Annotated in this window: 7 protein-coding genes; all 7 read left to right on the forward strand. The window is 70.2% G+C overall.

What is annotated here, in order from left to right; genetic code table 11:
* Positions 1–17: 17 nt before the first annotated feature.
* On the forward strand, positions 18–5573 hold the full coding sequence (locus LYSHEL_RS09700; RefSeq protein ID WP_213433847.1) for an autotransporter-associated beta strand repeat-containing protein: 5556 nt from the start codon (positions 18–20) through the stop codon (positions 5571–5573).
* Between the two features lie 141 nt (positions 5574–5714).
* Positions 5715–6224 (forward strand): single-stranded DNA-binding protein, encoded by a 510-nt coding sequence (ssb, locus tag LYSHEL_RS09705; RefSeq protein WP_213433848.1) that lies wholly within the window; start codon positions 5715–5717, stop codon positions 6222–6224.
* Between the two features lie 114 nt (positions 6225–6338).
* Complete coding sequence (gene rfbB, locus LYSHEL_RS09710) at positions 6339–7394, forward strand: dTDP-glucose 4,6-dehydratase (protein WP_213433849.1); 1056 nt, start codon at positions 6339–6341, stop codon at positions 7392–7394.
* Complete coding sequence (gene rfbA / locus LYSHEL_RS09715) at positions 7391–8284, forward strand: glucose-1-phosphate thymidylyltransferase RfbA (RefSeq protein ID WP_213433850.1); 894 nt, start codon at positions 7391–7393, stop codon at positions 8282–8284. The genes rfbB and rfbA overlap by 4 nt, the downstream gene beginning before the upstream one ends.
* A 10-nt stretch (positions 8285–8294) precedes the next feature.
* A complete protein-coding gene (gene rfbC, locus LYSHEL_RS09720) occupies positions 8295–8864 on the forward strand; it encodes a dTDP-4-dehydrorhamnose 3,5-epimerase (RefSeq protein WP_213433851.1) in 570 nt (189 codons plus the stop codon).
* The gene (gene rfbD, locus LYSHEL_RS09725; protein WP_213433852.1) at positions 8861–9760 is read left to right on the forward strand and encodes a dTDP-4-dehydrorhamnose reductase; all 900 of its coding nucleotides are present in this window, start codon (positions 8861–8863) and stop codon (positions 9758–9760) included. Before rfbC ends, rfbD begins: the two co-directional genes overlap by 4 nt.
* Before the next feature lie 134 nt (positions 9761–9894).
* Positions 9895–18744, forward strand: a complete 8850-nt coding sequence (locus tag LYSHEL_RS09730; protein ID WP_213433853.1) for an autotransporter-associated beta strand repeat-containing protein — start codon at positions 9895–9897, stop codon at positions 18742–18744.
* Positions 18745–18837: the final 93 nt, after the last annotated feature.

Consider the following 18837-nt stretch of genomic DNA (forward strand, 5'->3'; position numbering starts at 1 on the left):
CCCCCGGAACCCACGCCATGGACCCTTGCACCCGCATCGCCTGGAGCGCGCCGCTCCTCGCACTCGCCGGCACCGCGCACGCGGTCGATCTCGATTTCGACGGCAATGGCGCCGCCGCCGGCACGCCCGGCACCGGTACGTGGAATACGACGCTCGCCCACTGGCATGACGGCGGCGCGTTGCGCGCGTGGGACAACGGCGCGTTCGACACCGCCGTATTCGCCGTGCCAGGCACGATCACGCTCGGATCCGACGTCGTTGCAGGCGGATTGCGCTTCACGGGCACCGGCAACTACACGCTCGGCGGCACCGGGTTGCTCACGATGGCGGGGAGTCGCGACGTCGTGCTGTCCGATGGCGCGCACGTCACCGCGAGCGGTCCGCTCACCGGCGGGTTCCACCTCCGCGGTGCATCAGCGAATGCGACCATCAGCTTTACCGTCTCGGGCAACAACGCGGGCATCGGCGCAGGCGTCGTCCGCGTGGGCGATGGCGCGCGGCTCGTGCTCTCGCACGTCAACGCACTCGGCAGTGATCGCGGCGCCGCCAACCTGGTCCTCGACGACGGCGCGGACCTGCGCTTCGGCACCAACGCAATCTACGCGAACCACTACACGCTGACCGGCGGCAGGGTGCGCTTCGGTGCGAACAGCGCCGGCACGTTCACCGGATCGCCGGTCCTCACCGCAGCGACGACGATCGAATGGATCTTCGGTTCGCAAACCTGGTCCGGCGCGCTCGCCGACACCGGCGCGCACGCGTTGTCGCTCGACGTGCGCGCGAACGAAGGTTTCGGGCCCACGTTGTCCGGCGCCAACACCTACAGCGGCGCTACGACGCTGACGTCGGGCACCCTCGGGATCGCGAACGCTGGCGCGCTGTCGTCGAACAGCGCGCTGGTCTTCAATGGTGCGAATCCCGACAGCCTGCCGGCGCTCGCCTTCCGACACGGCGGCACGTTCGCGCGCGACCTCGGCACCGGGGCAGGGCAGGTGCACTGGACCGGGAGCGGCGGGTTCCGCGCATTCGGCAGCACCATCACCGTGACGCTGCAGGGCAACGCGCCGCTGGCGTGGGGGCGCGACGGCTTCGTGCAGGACGGCGCGTCGCTGCTGATCGGTCCGGGCGTCACCTTCACCAACGCGATCGACCTGGGCGATGCGCAACGCACGATCTTCGGCGGTGGCACGTTGGCGGGCGCGCTCACCGGCAACGGCGGACTGCGCGTGCGCGAAGACACGTTGACGCTGTCGACGGCGAACCACTACCTCGGCGACACGGTCATCGACGCGCGCAACGACAACGTGTTCGGCGCGTCCGTGCAACTTGGGCACGCGCACGCATTGCCCGGCGGCATCGGCGTGACGGGTGGCACGAGCGCACTGGTGTTCGACGGCGGGACGTTGGTGCTGACGGGCGCAAGCGGCGATTTCCGCCGCGGACTCGGCAGTGGCGCGCACCAGGTGCGTTTCAACGGCAGCGGGGCGTTCGGCGCGGCGGGCGGCGTGCGCACGGTGGACATCGGCGGTGCAGGCGACACGCTGCGCTGGAACAGCGGCGGTTTCGTGCCCGATGGCGAGACGCTCGGCTTCATCGCCACGACGAACAACGCCAGCGTCGACTTCCGCAACGGCCTGGACCTCGCCGGCGGCGAACGCCGCATCACGCTCTCCGCGCCCTCGCTGGGCGGCGGCGTGCCGGGTCGCGCGGTGCAACTGCGCGCCGTGATCGAAAACGGGAGCGTCGCGTTCTCGGGCTTCGGCGAGGCGTTCCTGGGTGCGGCGAACACCTACACCGGCCGCACGCACATCGGCACCGGCGCGGCCGATGCCACGCGCGTCGCGGTGGATCGCATCAACGATGGCGGGATCGCGAGCGCGCTGGGTGCATCGAGTCGCGATGCAGCCAACCTCGTGTTCGGCGGCGGCGGAACGTCTTTTCCCGCGCTGGTGTACCTCGGCGCGGGCGATGCGACCGATCGCGACTTCACGCTCGCCGGGAATGGCGAACTCGTCGCCAACGGCAGCGGCGCGCTGGTGTGGAACGGTGCGCCCAGCGTGACGTCCGGATCGCGCACGCTGCGCCTGGGCGGCACGAGCCAGGCGATCAACGAATTCGCCGGCACGCTGGCCGACGGCGGTGGCCTCCTGTCGATCGTCAAGCACGGCAACGGCACGTGGCGCCTGTCGGGCACCGCCAACACGTACACGGGGCGCACGAGCATCGGCGGCAGCAGCGCGGCCAATGTCGTCGGCACCGGCGTGCTCGAAGTCATGCGACTGGGGCAGGCCAACGAAGCCGGAAGCCTCGGCATCAACGCGTCCAACAACGCATCGCAACTGCAGATCTTCAGCCGCGGCGTGCTGCGTTACGTGGGCGCGGGCGAAACGACGAACCGCAACTTCAGTTCCGCCACCGGCGACACGCCGGGCACCGGGCGATCGGAAGGCATCGCGCTCGAATCCAGTGGCACGGGTGCGTTGCGGTGGATGGGGAGCGTCAACCTCAACGCATCGGTGAATCCGTACTTCCGCCTCGGCGGGACCAACATGGACCACAACGTGTTCGGCAGCGCGATCGCCAACACGTCGCGCAACATCGCGCTCGCGAAGGACGGCGCGGGGGTCTGGGGACTGGGTGCGGCGAACACGTACACGGGCGACACCGAACTGGCCGGCGGCGTGCTGCGGCTCGATCATGCAGCGGCGCTCGCAGGTGGCTTGGGAGAGGTCGACGCCGCAGGCACCGGCATTCGCTTCGATGGCGGCGTGCTGGGGCTCACCGCGGCGTCGGGCGATCTGTTCCGCGGGCTCGGCACGACGGCGGGCCGCAACAACCTCGCGTGGCTGGCGAGCGGGGACGGCGGGTTCGCGGCGTACGACGATACGCGCATCGTCGATCTCGGCGGTGGCGTTGCGTTGCGATGGGCGACGGGGGGCTTCGTCGGGAACGACCGACGGTTGCGCCTCTCGCACGCCACGTCCGACGCCACGCTCGACTTCCGAAACGCGATCGACCTCAACGGCGCCGTCCGCACGATCGACGTCGCCGATGGCACGCATGCGCTGGATGCGATCGTGTCCGGCGTGCTCTCGGGCAGCGGCGCCGGTGGGCTGCGCAAGACGGGCGACGGCACGCTGCGCCTCACCGGGACCAATGACTACGCGGGGCGCACCGAGCTGCTCGGCGGAACGGTCGAAATCGCGTCGCTCGCCGCCGCCGGCCAGGCAGGCAACCTCGGCCTCGGTGCTTCCGAAGCGGACGCGCTGCTGATCGATGGCGCGACGTTGCGCTATCTCGGATCGGGCGACACCTCCGATCGCGGCTTCACGATCGGCGCGCGCGGCGCGACGCTCGATGCGTCGGGCAGCGGTGCATTCATCCTGGACGGCGCGACCAATTCCACCGGTCTCCCGTCCACGCTGACGCTCACCGGCAGCAACACCGACGCCAATCGCGTTGGCGGCACGCTCGACACCACGGGCACGTTGTCGCTCGTGAAATCCGGCGCAGGCCACTGGACGCTCGCCGGCGACAGCCTGCTCGCGCGCGTCCATCTCGAAGACGGCGTGCTGCAACTCGGAAACGGAGGCGCGACGGGTTCCGTCGGCAACGCCACGATCCGCAACGCGGGCACGCTGGTTTTCGATCGCAGCGACGTGTTGCATGTCGGGCGCGTCGAAGGCGACGGCGCGCTCGTGCAGCGCGGCAACGGGACCAGCGTGCTGCAGGGCGCGGGATCGCAAGCGCGCGATGTGCGGATCGAACGCGGCACGTTGCACGTCGCTGCGTCGCTCGCGACGCCGCGCATCGCGATGGGCGACGGCGCATTGCACATCGCCGGCCTCGTCGAAGCCGTGGACGGCGGCCTCACCACGCTCGTCGCCGATGCGGGCACCGCGAGTCGCGTCGTCCTCGGCGAACGCGCAACATTCCGCGTGGACGGCCACCTGGGCGACGGCGACGACACGTTGCACATCGCAGGCGCCGCGACACTCGCCGGTGCGATCGACGGCGGCGCCGGCGACGATCGCCTCGCGTTCGCGGGCGTGACGTTTGCGGACACCGACCTCATGCGCACCCCGGGCTTCGAACGCTTGCACCTGGAAGACGCCACGCAATTGACGCTGTCCTCCGCGCTCGATTCCACCACGCTCGATATCGACCGCACGTCGACGCTCATCGCGACCTCCAACGCGCGCATCACAGGCGACGTCGACATCGCCGGCCTCGTCCGCACCGACGCTTCACGCCTCACCATCGAGGGCCAGTGGCGCGCACGCGAGGGCGCCACGCTCGAAGTCGCGGTTGCGCCCGGCGACGGAACGTCCGGCGGCCTCGCGATCGCAGGCGACGTCACCGGCACGACGCACGTGCGCTTCACCTCCGACGGCACGCCCGGCAACGCGCCGCAATCGATCCGCGTGATCGACGCAGCGCGCGCGACGGACGCGGCTGCGTTCGTCGCCGACGACATCGTGCGCCTGCAGGGCAGCCCTTTCGCCTGGACGCTCGCCCATGCCCCCGACGCCCACGCATGGTTCCTCGAATCCCGCGAAGACGCGCGCGTGCTACCGGAGCTCCCGGCCTTCGCGATCGCACCGAGCGTGGCCACCGCCGCCCTCGACGACGCCCAGCGCCTGGTCTTCGACCGCCTCGCCGCCGTCCGCGGCGAAGCCCCTGCCTGCGAACGATCGGAGGACGCGCCATCCGCTCGGGACGCCTTGCGCGGCGCCTGCCGCGGCGCATGGATGGCCGCATACACGAACGAGCGCACCGTCGGCGCCAACCCCGGCATCGCGCACGCCGGCACCGGGCACGGCCTGCTCGCCGGAGTGGACCGCGACTTCCCGGCGCGCCCGGGCACCGTGTTCCGCGCGGGGTTCGTCGGCGGCGTGCTGCGCGGCCACCACCACACCACGGGCGAAGCCTCGACCGAACGCGCCATCGCCGGCACCGCGCGCCTGCGCACCACGACGCCGCTGCTCGGCGCCTACGCCAGCCGCGCCTGGTCCGACGGCCGCTTCCTCGACGCCACGCTCGCGGCGCACCGGCCGCGCACGCACGTGCACACCGACGACGGCCACGCCGACACCGTCCTCGGCAACGGGCTCGCGCTGCGCGTGCAGGGCGGCCAGCGCCGGCACGCGGGCGCGTGGGTGTTCGAACCGCAGGTCGAACTCGGCCTGTCCGCGCAGCATTGGCGCGATCGCTACGACGCCGGCGGCCGCGACGTGCTGATGACCGACGACGTCCTCGGCGCCATGCGCATCGCCCTGCGGACCGAGCGGCCGTTCGAAGCGCGCGGCGGCCGGCCGGTGCGCCCGTGGGCCAGCCTCGCGCTGGCCGACACCGCGGGCGAATCGCGCGAACCGCTGCAGGTGCGCGCGCCCGATGGCGACTTCGCGCTGCCGGGCCCCGCGGCGGGCCTGCGCGCGGCCTTCGACATCGGCCTCGAGGCGACCTTCGCCCCCGGCCTGCAGGGCTTCGCCTCGCTGTCGTTCGTCGAAGCGCTCGCGGGCACGGACGCCGCGCAGCGACAGGCCACGGCCGGGGTGCGCTGGCGCTGGTGAGGGGCGGGGCGGGGTGCAACGGATGTGCCGTTTCGCCGAACCCGTCGGCAGGCGGAACGGTGGGCCGCTGGTAACATGTGCCGCCTGGCCCGCCCGTCCCGCGACGGTCGCGCCCCACCCGCATTCGAGGATTCGCATCCCATGGCACGTGGCATCAACAAGGTGATCCTGGTCGGCAATCTCGGCAACGATCCCGAGACCAAGTACACCCAGGGCGGCATGGCCATCACGTCGGTCAGCCTGGCCACCACGACGGTCCGCAAGGGTCGCGACGGCGGCGAGGCGACGGAAAAGACCGAGTGGCACCGCGTGAAGTTCTTCGGGAAGCTCGGCGAGATCGCCGGCGAATACCTGCGCAAGGGTTCGCAGGTGTACGTCGAAGGCCGCATCAGCTACGACGAGTTCACCGGCCAGGACGGCGTCAAGAAATTCTTCACGGACATCATCGCCGACGAAATGCAGATGCTCGGCGGCCGCGGTGAAGGCGGCGGCGGTGGCGGTGCGCGCGCCGAACGCAGCGGCGGCGGCGATCGCCCCGCGCGCCAGGCCCCCCCGCAGCGCCAGGACGCCGGCGCACCGCGCCGCGAATCGGCCGCCCCGGCTTCGCGCGACTTCGGCGACGACTTCGCGGACGACGACATCCCGTTCTGATTTTCGCGGCGCCCCCGGGCGCCGCGCGAGTCCGGCAACACGCATTGCCGCGCGGACGCGCGGTTTTCCATCGCCGATCAGGGGCGGCGATCACGAATGGCACTGGAGGCTGATGTGACGACCTGGTTGGTGACCGGCGGCGCCGGATTCATCGGCGGCAACTTCGTACTGGACGCGGTGCAGCGCGGCATCAAGGTGGTCAACCTCGATGCGCTCACCTACGCCGGCAACCGCGACACGCTCGCCTCGCTCGACGGCAACCCGAACCACGTGTTCGTCGCCGGCGACATCGGCGACCGCACGCTGGTCGATCGCCTGCTGCGCGAACACAACGTCGACGCAGTGGTGAACTTCGCGGCCGAAAGCCACGTCGACCGCTCCATCGACGGCCCGGGCACGTTCGTGCAGACCAACGTGGTCGGTACGCTGGCATTGCTCGAATCCGCGCGCGACTACTGGAAATCGCTGGAAGGCCCGGCGCGCGATGCGTTCCGCTTCCTGCACGTGTCCACCGACGAGGTCTACGGCTCGCTCGGCGACACCGGCAAGTTCACCGAGACCACCGCGTACGCGCCCAACTCGCCGTACTCGGCGTCCAAGGCCGCGTCCGACCACCTCGTGCGCGCGTTCCACCACACCTACGGCCTGCCGGTCCTCACGACCAACTGCTCCAACAACTACGGCCCCTACCAGTTCCCCGAAAAGCTGATCCCGCTGATCATCGCGCGCGCGCTGGCCGGCGAACCGCTGCCGATCTACGGCGACGGCAAGAACGTGCGCGACTGGCTGTACGTGGGCGACCACTGCAGCGCGATCCGCGCCGTGCTCGAACGCGGCCGCGTGGGCGAAACCTACAACGTCGGCGGCGACGCCGAACGCCAGAACATCGAAGTCGTGCGCACCATCTGCGCGTTGCTCGACGAACGCCGCCCACGCGCGGATGGCGGCAAGCGCGAATCGCAGATCACCTACGTCGCCGACCGCCCGGGCCACGATCGCCGTTACGCGATCGATGCGAGCAAGCTCAAGTCCGAACTCGGCTGGGCGCCCGCGCACACGTTCGAACAAGGCATCGCCGACACCGTCGACTGGTACCTCGCGCACCAGGACTGGGTGCAGCGCGTGACCGACGGCAGCTATCGCCTCGAGCGCATCGGGACGGCGGCATGAGCCAGGTCGGCCGCAAGGGCATCGTCCTCGCCGGCGGATCGGGCACGCGCCTGTATCCGATCACCAAGGCGATCAGCAAGCAGCTGCTGCCCGTCTACGACAAGCCGATGATCTATTACCCGCTGAGCGTGCTGATGCTCGCCGGGATCCGCGAAGTGCTGATCATCAACACGCCGCACGAGCAGGCGTTGTTCAAGAACCTGCTGGGCGATGGCTCGCAGTGGGGCATGAAGATCGAATACGCCGTGCAGCCGAGCCCCGATGGCCTCGCGCAGGCTTACCTGATCGGCCGCGAGTTCCTCGCGGGCGCGCCCAGCTGCCTCGTGCTCGGCGACAACATCTTCTACGGCCACGGCCTCACCGATCTGCTGCAGCGCGCCGATGCGCGCGACAGCGGCGCCACGGTGTTCGGGTACTGGGTGCGCGATCCGGAGCGCTACGGCGTCGCGGAATTCGACGCCAGCGGCCGCGTCGTGGGCCTGGAGGAAAAACCGGCGCAGCCGCGTTCCAACTACGCGGTCACCGGTCTGTACTTCTACGACGGCAAGGCCAGCGACTACGCCGCGCAACTCAAGCCGTCGCCGCGCGGCGAACTCGAGATCACCGACCTCAATCGCTGCTACCTCGAGCAGGGCGACCTGCACCTCGAAAAACTGGGTCGCGGTTACGCCTGGCTCGACACCGGCACGCACGAATCGCTCGTCGAGGCCTCCACGTACATCGAGACCATCGAGAAGCGCCAGGGCCTGCGCGTGTGCTGCCCGGAAGAGATCGCGTTCTTCAACCAGTGGATCGACCGCGCGCAGCTCGAAGCGCTGGCGCGCCCGCTGGCGAAGAACGGCTATGGCCAATACCTGCTGAGCCTGCTGGACCACGGACGCGTCGAATGAAGGCGGTCGCATGAAAGTGATCGAGACGGGGTTGCCGGGGTGCGTGATCATCGAACCCGCGGTGTGGGGCGATGCGCGCGGCTTCTTCTATGAAGCCTGGAACGCCGATCGATTCGGCGCGCTCGGCCTGCCGGCCAAGTTCGTGCAGAGCAACGTCTCCTCGTCCACGCGCGGCGTGCTGCGCGGCCTGCATTACCAGTGGCCCAATCCGCAGGGCAAGCTGGTCAGCGTGCTGCAGGGCGAGGTGTACGACGTGGCGGTCGACATCCGCCGCGGCTCGCCCACGTTCGGCCAATCCACCGCGGTAGTGCTGAGCGCGGAGAACAAGCGCCACTTCTGGGTGCCGGAAGGCTTCGCGCACGGCTTCGCGGTGCTGTCCGACACGGCGCTCTTCAGTTACCTGTGCACCGCCGGCTACGACAAGGCCGCCGATGCCGGCATCCGCTGGAACGATGCGGCACTCGCGATCGATTGGCCGATCGGCCATCCCGCGCTGTCGGAGAAGGACGCCGCCGCGCCGTTCCTCGCCGACGTGCCGGCCGAACGCCTGCCGGTCTTCGCGCCGAACGCGGTGCCATGAAGAAAGTCCTGCTGCTTGGCGGCGACGGACAACTGGGCACGCGCCTGCGCGCGATGCTGTCGCCCATCGGCGACGTGAAATGCACCACGCTCACGGGCACGCTGCCCGACGGCGGCACGTGCGATCCGCTCGACCTCACCGACCTCGACGCGATCGCGCCGATGATCGAGCGCCACGCGCCCGACATCGTCGTCAATGCCACCGCGCACACCGCGGTCGACAAGGCCGAGAGCGAACCCGACCTCGCGCAGCGCATCAACGCCGAAGCCCCTGCACGGATCGCGGCGGCCTGCGCCGCGCGCGACGCGTTGCTGGTGCATTACTCCACGGACTACGTGTTCGACGGCACGGCCACGCAGCCGTTGCGCGAAGACGATCCCACCGCGCCGCTCGGCGTCTACGGCCGCAGCAAGCGTGCGGGCGAAGAAGCGGTGGAGCGCAGCGGCGCGCGCCACATGATCTTCCGCACGGCGTGGGTGTACGACGTGCATGGCCACAACTTCCTGCGCACGATGCTGCGCGTGGGCGCCGAGCGCGACGAGTTGCGCGTGGTGGCCGACCAGGTCGGTTCGCCGACGCCCGCGTGGTTGCTGGCCGAAGTGACGGTGGAAATCCTGCGCCGCCCGGTGACGCGTTCCGGCCTCTGGCACCTCACCACCACGGGGCAGACGAGCTGGCACGGATTCGCCGAAGCGATCTTCGCCGGCGCGGTCGCGCGTGGCGTGCTGCCGAAAGCGCCGCGCGTCGTGGCGATCCCGAGCAGCGAATACCCGACGCCGGCCGCGCGCCCCGCGTACTCCGTGCTCGACACCACCGCGATCCGCCGCGACTTCGGCATCGCATTGCCCGAATGGGAAGACGCGCTCGCCACCACGCTGGACCTGCTGCGCGACTGAACGTGCGTTGCCCCGATGCCTGCGTGACAAAAACGCGCCTCGTCCACGCGTGGATATCCCACCCACCGCAAGAAGATTCCGCCGCGTAGATTCGCCTCGCGCACGTCGTTCGTCGTGCGGAACAGGGGCGGTGCATGAATCGTGTCTTCCAGGTCGTGTGGTCCGACGAAGTCGGTGCGTGGGTGGTCGTGTCGGAACTGGCGTCGCGCAAACGGCGCGGCGGCAGCGCACGCAAGGCGACCACGCCGACGTTGCAGCGCTGGCTCCTCGCGAGTGCGTTGTGCCTCGGCCCGTTCGCGAGTGCGCAGGCGCAAAGCATCTTCTGGGACGGCACCGATTCCACCGCGAATGCGGACGGCGGTAACGGCACGTGGCAAAACGGCACGACTAATTGGGACACCGCGGCCACCGCCGGCGCGAACATCGGCTGGAACAACGCGATCCCGAATGACGCCGTGTTCGGCGGCGCGGCGGGCACGGTCACGATCGCGGCGGGCGGCGTCACGGCACGCAACCTCACGTTCAACACCACGGTCTACACGATCACCGGCGGCGTGCTGACGCTGGGCGGCACGACGCCCACGATCAGCACCGCCACCACGTCGAACATCACGTCCGTCATCGCCGGCACGGCCGGCATGGCGAAAAGCGGCACGGGCACCTTGCAGCTCAACGCCGCGAACACGTACACCGGCGTGACGCAGGTGCAGCAGGGCACGCTGGCGTTGAACAACGCGCAGGCGCTCGGCCTGGCAGGCACCGCCGCGGCCAACCTCGTCGTGTCGCCGAACGCGGGCATCAACTTCCTTTCGACGACCTACGCCAACAACCTGACGGCCAACGGCGGCACGATCTTCCTCGGCGGCAACGGCACGTGGAGCGGCACGCCGACGCTGACCGCGAACACCACGGTGTCCATCGCCGGCATCACGCAGACCGGCGCATGGTCGAACACGGGCGCCAACGTCCTGTCCGCGACCGTCACCGGCGGCACCATTTTCAGCGGCGCGAACACGTATACCGGCGCGACGCAGGTGACCAGCGGCGCGCTCGCGCTCAACAACGCCAGCGCGCTTTCGCCCAACAGCAACCTGCAGTTCAACGGCACGGCATCGGGCGCGTGGAGCGCGGTCGCGGGTCTCACGTCGTCGACGTCGAACTTCGCGCGCGCGCCCGGCACCGGCGCCAACCAGGTGCAGTGGCTCGGCAGCGGCGGCTTTGCCTCGGTCAACGCGGGCACGCAGGTCGTGAACCTCGGCGGGGCCGGTGCCGCGTTGACCTGGGGCGTGACGCCGAATTTCGTCGCCACCGGCAACCAGTTGATGCTGGGCACCGGCAACAGCACGCTCGGCGGCGGCACGCTGGATTTCCAGAACGCGCTCGTCCTGCCGACGGCGGGGACCAACTACGACCTCGCGGTCTACAACGGCATCGTCGGCGGCACGAACGCGCGCGCGAAGATCTCCGGCGTGGTCTCCGGCGCCGGCAACCTCCGCATCGGCGGCAGCGTGAGCGGTGCGACGAGCGGATTGCTCGAGTTGTCCGCGGCGAATACGTACACCGGCAGCCTGGTGCTGCAGGGCGCCGGCAACTACGCGAACGTGCTGCTCAACAACGCCAACGCCGCATCGGCCGCGGGTGGCATCAACATCGCAGGGCCCGCGAACGCCACGGGCGACACGCTTGCGCTCACCGCCACGAGCGGCGACTTCACGCGCGCCCTCGGTACCGGCGCCAACCAGGTGCAATGGACGGGCAACGGGGGCTTCTCCGCCGCGGGCAGCAATCGCTTCGTCAACCTCGGCGGCGCGGGCGCGACCGTGACGTGGGGCGCGGGCAACTTCGTGCCGACCGGCAGCTGGTTGAACCTCGCCGCCACCAATGCAGGCGATGCCGAGATCGATGTCCGCAATCCGATCAACCTCAACGGCGCCGTGCGCACGATCAACATCGGCGCGGGCGGCACCGCGCGCCTGAGCGGCGTGCTGAGCAGCGGCGGCGGCGTGCTCTACCAGGGCGGCGGACAAGTGACGGTCTCCGGCGCCAACACGTACACCGGCGTCACCACGATCACGGGCGACACGGTCGTGGTCGCAAGCATCGGCAACGGTGGCGTCGCCGGCAACCTGGGTGCGGCGAGCAACGCGGCGGGCAACCTCGTCTTCAACTCCGGCGCACTGACCTACACCGGCGCGGGTGAATCCAGCGACCGCAGCTTCACGCTGGGCACGTCGAACGCCACGTTGTCCGCCAACGGCACCGGTGCGTGGTCGCTCAACGGCGCGACGGCCGCCGCCGGCGCGCACACGCTCACCTTGCGCGGCACGAGCAGCGCCGCGTTGTCGAACCAGCTCACCGGCGTCGTCACGAATACCGGCGGCGGCGTGCTGGGCATCACCAAGCTCGACACCAACACCTGGCGCCTGGCCAACGGCGCCAGCACGTACACGGGCGTCACCGCGTTCAACGCCGGCGTGCTGGAAGTGACGAGCCTGCAGAACGGTGGCATCGCATCGAGCATCGGCAGCAGCACCAATGCGGCGGCCAACCTGCTCGCGGGCGGGGGCACGCTTCGTTACATCGGCACCGGCGGCAGCACCAACCGCGCGATCCAGTTGAACAACACGTCCGGCCTGGAATCCAGCGGCACCGGCGCGGTCGCGTTCACCTCGACCGCCGCGATGGCGCCGACCGGTGCATCGGGCAGCGGCAGCGCGACGTGGACGCTGGGTGGTACGAACACCGGCGCGAACGTGTTCTCCGCCGCGCTCGCGGATTTCTCCGGCGCCAACAACGAGAACCGCAACGCGACCGGCCTGACGAAGTCGAGTCTCGGCACGTGGACCATCAACGCGGCGGCGCCTGCATACACCGGCAACACGACGCTCGGCGGCGGCCTGCTCGTCGCCGGCAGCGCCGGTGCGATCACCGGCGGGTTCGGCGTGACGTCCACGGCCGGTTCGCACCCGACGTATGTCGTGTCGACGCCGATGAGCAGCCTGCTGATGTTCAACGGCGGCGTGCTCGGCCTCACCGCGGCGAGCGGCGACTTCAGTCGCGGGCTCACCACGGTCGCGAAATCCTTCAGCGACAACGGCACGGTCGGCGTCGCGCTGCGCGGCGACGATGTATTCGTGCACGGCGTGCGCTGGACGGGCGCGGGCGGTTTCGCAGCGTTCGGCGGCAATCGCAGCGTGAACCTGGGCGGCGCCGGCGCGGGCGTGACGTGGAATACCGGGGGCTTCGTCCCCGGCGGGCAGAGCCTGCTGTTCGGCCACGCGACGTCGGACAGCACCGTGGCGTTCCTCAATCCGATCGCGTTCGCGGGGGCGTTGCGCGCGGTCGATGTGGCGGATGGCAGCGCGGCGATCGATGCGGAACTGCGCGGCACGCTGTCCGGCGCAGGCGCGAGCGGCTTGCAGAAACTCGGCACCGGCACGCTCGCGTTGACGGCCAACAACACCTACGCAGGCGCGACGCAGATCGATGCGGGCACGTTGCAAGTCGGCATGAATGGCGCGACGGGCACGCTCGGCAACGGCGCCGTCACCGTTGCGGGCGGCGCCACGCTCGCTTTCGCGCGCAACAACGCTTACAGCGTGACGCAGCCGATCACCGGTGCGGGCACGCTGGCGCAGGTCGGGGTGGGCACGACGACGCTGTCGGCGGCGACGAACGCCGTCGGCAGCGTTGCCGTGACGGGCGGGACGCTCGACGTGGATGGCGGCCTGCGCGGCGACACGTTGCTGATGGGCAACGCGACGCTCGACGTGGATGGCACGTTCCAGTCGAATGCAGGAACCACCGCGCTGTTGTCGAACGTGGCCGGCACGAACAGCACGTTGCGCGTCGGCAGCACCGGCACGTTGCGCACCAGCGGATCGCTCGGCGACGGCAACGACACCGTGCTGTCGTCTGGCACGCTCGACGTGGGCGCGGGTGGCCTGGATCTCGGCGACGGCGCGGACGTCGCGACGCTGTCCGGCGTCATCAGCGGCGCCGGCAACATGACCTTCGGCAACGGCAACGATGCGCTGACGCTCGGCGACGTGGACCTGTCGGGTTACACCGGCGTGTTCGATGGCGGACCGCAGACCGGCGCCGACACGCTGCACCTGGCGAACAGCGGCGCCCTAACGCTCACGCCCGGGCGCGCGATCAATTTCGAAACGCTGCTGAAGGACAACACCGGCGTCGCCACGTTGCAGGGCGCCAACACGTTCGCGTCCACGCAGGTCAACGGCGGCACGCTCGCCGTGCAGGGCGCGCTGACGACGCAGACGCTTGGCCTGGGCGACGGCACGGTGCTCGATGTGCAGGGCAGCGTGGGCGCAAGCGGTGGCCTGGCGACGGCGATCACCGGCAGCGCGGGGGCCAACACGATCGTCGTCGCCGCCGGTTCGACGCTGCACGCCACCGGCGACCTCGGCGATGGCGCGGACACGCTGGACCTGGCGGGCACGCTCAATGTCGATGCCGGCGTGTTCTCGCTCGGCGCGGGCGACGACATCTTCCGCACGTACGACACCACGGCGGTCAACGGCAACATCGACGCGGGCGCGGGCAACGATCTGCTCGACGTGACGGTGGACACCGGGTTCGTCGTGCCGTTCGGTGGTCTCGCCGGTTTCGAATCGCTGGGCAAATCCGGGGCCGGCACGATGCAGGTGAACGGGCCTGCGAGCTTCAACACCGTGCAGGTCAACGGCGGCCTGCTCGCCGTCACCTCGGGCGGCAGCATCGCCGCGCGCGACACGACCGTCGCCGCAGGCGCGACGCTCGACGTCGCGGGCGCGTACAACGGCACGGCCGGCAACGATACGTTCCGCGTTTCAGGCACGGTCAGCGGCACCGGCCCCATCGCGCTCGGCGCAGGCGACGACGTGCTCACGCTCTCCGATGGCTCCGTCCTCACCGACTCGATCGATGGCGGCCCGCACGCCGTCGGCGACCGGATCGTGCTCGACGCGAATGCCGCGATGGCGTTCGATGGCGCGCATACCACGAACTTCGAATTCCTCGACAAGCAGGGCGCCGGCGCGGCGACGCTCACGAACAACCTCGCCTTCACCGGCGGCACGCGCGTCCTCGGCGGCGCGCTGGTCGTCGACGGCACGCTCGCGACGCCGTCGCTGTCGCTGGCGGACGACACGACGTTGCAGGTGAATGGCAGCGTGTCGCCCACCACGATCACCGGCTCGTCGGGCACGAACACGATCCTCGTCGGTGCGGGCGCAACCCTGGCTGCGTCGGGCGATCTCGGCGACGGCGACGATGTCTTCGACCTCGCAGGCACGTTGAACACCGGCGCCGGCACGTTTGCGCTGGGCGCGGGCGACGACGTGTTCCGCACGCACGACACGACGCAAGTGATCGGCAACCTCGACGCGGGCGCCGGCAACGACATGCTCGATGTGGATGTGTCGACGGGCAACCTCGTGCCGTTCGGCGGCGTCGCCGGCTTCGAGTCGCTCGGGAAATCCGGCGCAGGCACCATGCAGATCGCCGGCCCGGCCACGTTCGACTCCGTCGCGGTCAACGGCGGCGTGCTCGATATCGCCGGCACCGCCAGCCTGCAGATGCAGGATCTCGTCGTCGCCAGCGGCGCCACCTTGCATGCGGGCGGCAACATCACCGGCACCGCGGGCGACGACACGGCCACGATCGCCGGCATCGTCTCCGGCAGCGGCGCGTTCAACCTTGGCGCGGGCAACGACACGCTGACGATCCAGGATGGCGCGGACTTCAGCGGCTTGACGACCGCCGTCGATGGTGGGACGGGCAGCAACACGCTCGTCACCGACATCGCCACCAGCGCGACGCTCGGTGGCGTGGCGCGCTTCCAGTCGCTGTCGAAGACCAACGTCGGCACGCTGCACGTCGATGGACCGGCGATGTCGGATTTCACCGACGTCGATGTCCTCGGCGGCACGCTCGCGATCGGGCCGGCCGGGCAGATCGTCGGCACGCCCGGTGGTGCGCTCGCGACGCATGTCGGGGCGGGCGCCACGCTCCATGTCGATGGCGCGTACGGGTGCAGCGATGGCGACGATGCGATGGACGTCGCGGGCACCGTCGAAGGCGCGGGCACGATCGACCTCTGTGCCGGCGAGGACACGCTGACGCTGCACGACGGCGCCGCATTGCACGCGATCGTCAGCGGTGGATCGCACGGCAGCGGGGATACCGTGGTGCTGGACTCGGCGACGGCGCTCGCCTTCGATGCCGGCGACACCATCAACTTCGAACGCCTGCGCAAGGACGGCGCAGGCGTGGCGACGCTCAGCGGGACCGGCGCGTTCGACAACGGCACCGTCGTGCAGGGCGGCACGCTGGACATCGACGGCGCGCTCGATACACCGACGATGGCGCTCGGCGACGGCACGACGCTGCGCGTGGACGGCCTGCTCTCCGACGGCGACGTCACGCCCGCGCTGTTGACGGGCACGGGGCGCAACCAGGTGTTCGTCGGCGCCGGTGGACAGGCGTTCGTCAGCGGCGACCTCGGCGATGGCGACGACCTGCTCGACGTCGCCGGCCGCCTCGATACCGGCGGCGGCACGTTGTCGCTGGGCGATGGCGACGACCTGTTCGTCGTCGAAGATGCCTCGGTCGTCACGGGCCTCGTCGATGGCGGCGCGGGCGCCGATACGTTGCAGACGGACATCGCGACGAGCGCAACGCTCGGCAGTGCGGAAAACTTCGACGCTTTGCTGAAAACCGGCGCCGGCCAGCTCGACATCGATGGCGCCGTGCCGTCCGCGTTCGCCGTCGTGAACGTGCAGGGCGGCACACTGCATGTCGCTGCACCGGCCGCATTGGTGGACGTTGCGCAGCTCACGATCGCGCAAGGCACGACGCTGCGCGTGGATGGGCAGGTCGCCGGCACCGCGGGTGCCGACGTCATGGATGTCGGCGGGCACGTGGAAGGCGACGGCCTGGTCGACCTCGGCGCCGGTGACGATCGCCTGCTGCTGCACGACAGCGCCGACACGCAAGCACTGGCGCAGGCGATCGACGGCGGCGATGGCACCGACACGATCGAAGCGCAGGTCGCCGCGGGCACCGATGTGCTGGGCCCCACGGTGCACTTCGAGTCGCTGGTGAAACACGGCGATGGCGAACTGCGCCTGTCCAGCGACGAAGGCTTCGACGACACGCAGATCCTCGGCGGCACGCTCGCCGTGGACGCAGGCAGCACGCTCGTCAGCCACCACACGCTGCTGGCGACAAACGACACGCTGCGCATCGACGGCACGTTCCTCGGGACTGCGGGCGACGACACCTTCGATTCCGCAGGCACCGTGCTCGGCGCGCTGGCGTTCGGCGACGGCAACGATGCGGTGACGTTCCGCGGCGGCAATCTCGGCGGCATCACCGCGCTCGACGGCGGCGCGGGCGACGACGTCCTGGCCTTCGACGCGATGGACGTCGACGGCGCCGCGCTCGCGCCGATGACGGCGTTCGAGCGCGTCTCGCTGCAATCCGGTTCCGTCCTCTCGCTGGCGCAAGCGCTGCCGCTGTCGGGCGGCGTGCTCGCGATCGATGCAACGTCGATGCTGCGCGGCCTGCCCGGCGCGCAGGTCGACGGCGACGTGGACAACGCGGGCATCGTGCGCGTCGAAGGCGGACGACTCGCCATCGCCGGCGACTACACCGGCAGCGGCGATGCGTTGCTGCAACTCGTCGTGTCGCCCGGCAACGGCACCGCGGGCGGCCTGGATGTCAGCGGCGACGTGCACGGCACGACGCGCATCGCCTTCGACAGCGACGGCACCAGCGTCACGCAGCCCACCACGATCAAGGTGATCGACAGTCCGCACGACGTGGCGGGCGAGGGCACGTTCACCACCGCGCGCACCGGGGGCGGATTCGTGCGCCTGCCGGGCAGCGTGTTGAACTGGGGCTTCGCGCAGGACGCGGCGGATGGCGACTGGTACCTGCGCACGGAAGCGTTCGGGGAAGAAGACCTCGGCCTGCTGCCGGAAGTGCCGGGCTATGCGGTGCTGCCTGCGACGACGTTGCTCGCCGCGCGCAGCGCAGGACAACTCGCGTTCGGGCACATGGGAGCGACGCGCGAGGATCGTTGCGGCCACGACAAGGACAAGCAGCCGGCGCAGGGGACCCTGCAGTTCGACGACTGCCACGGTGCATGGGCCGCGGTGTCCGCCGACGAAGTGGAACTGGGCGCGAATCCCGGCGCGGCCTTCAGCGGCGACAGCCTGTCCCTGTTCATGGGCGCCGACATCTTCGGGCACGAATCGGCGAACGACGATTTCCGCGGTGGCGTGTTCATCGGCCTGCAACGCGGCGACTACTGGACGACCGGCGAGAACTCTTCACCGATCCCCGCCGTCGCCGGCGCGAACGTGCGCACCGAAACGCACGCCTTCGGTGCCTATGGGTCGTACGACCCCAACGGCGGCTGGCATGTCGATGCCACCGCGATCGGCCAGCTCAACGAAGGCACGGTGCACGCGCCCGATGGGTTCTCGCAGGATGTCGTCGGCGAGAGCGTCGGCCTGCACGTGCGCACGGGACGCGCCTTCACGACGGCGTCGGGCTGGCGCTTCGATCCGCAACTGACGCTGGGCGCGATCGGGCTGCACTGGCGCGACCTGGTGGATGCAAGCGACAAGGTCCTGGTGATCGCCGACGACGTCGTCGGCACCGCGCGCGCCGAAATGCGCGTCGAGCGCGGCTTCGACACCACCGGCGGCACGCACTGGCAGCCGTGGGTGGTCGCAGGGCTGGAAGACACCTTCGGCGAGAATGCCGATGCGTTGTCGGTGATGGCGCAGGGCGGTTCGGCCCGCCAGTTCCCGAACCACGCAAGCGGCCTTGCGGCCACGCTCGACCTCGGCGTGGAAGTGCGCACGAGCGCGAAGCTCTCGTGGTTCGGCAGCGTCGCGTGGGGCCACGCCTTGCAAGGCACCGACATGGATCGCGGCCAGGCAACGCTCGGGGCGCGCGTGCAATGGTGAATCCGCGCGCGCGCGGATGAGCTTGCCACCAGCGTCCGTACGTCGCGCGCCGCAGTAGATTTACGTAATCGCGTTCCAGTAGTTCTCGGCTTC

This window comes from Lysobacter helvus, assembly GCF_018406645.1.
GTDB lineage: Bacteria > Pseudomonadota > Gammaproteobacteria > Xanthomonadales > Xanthomonadaceae > Noviluteimonas > Noviluteimonas caseinilytica.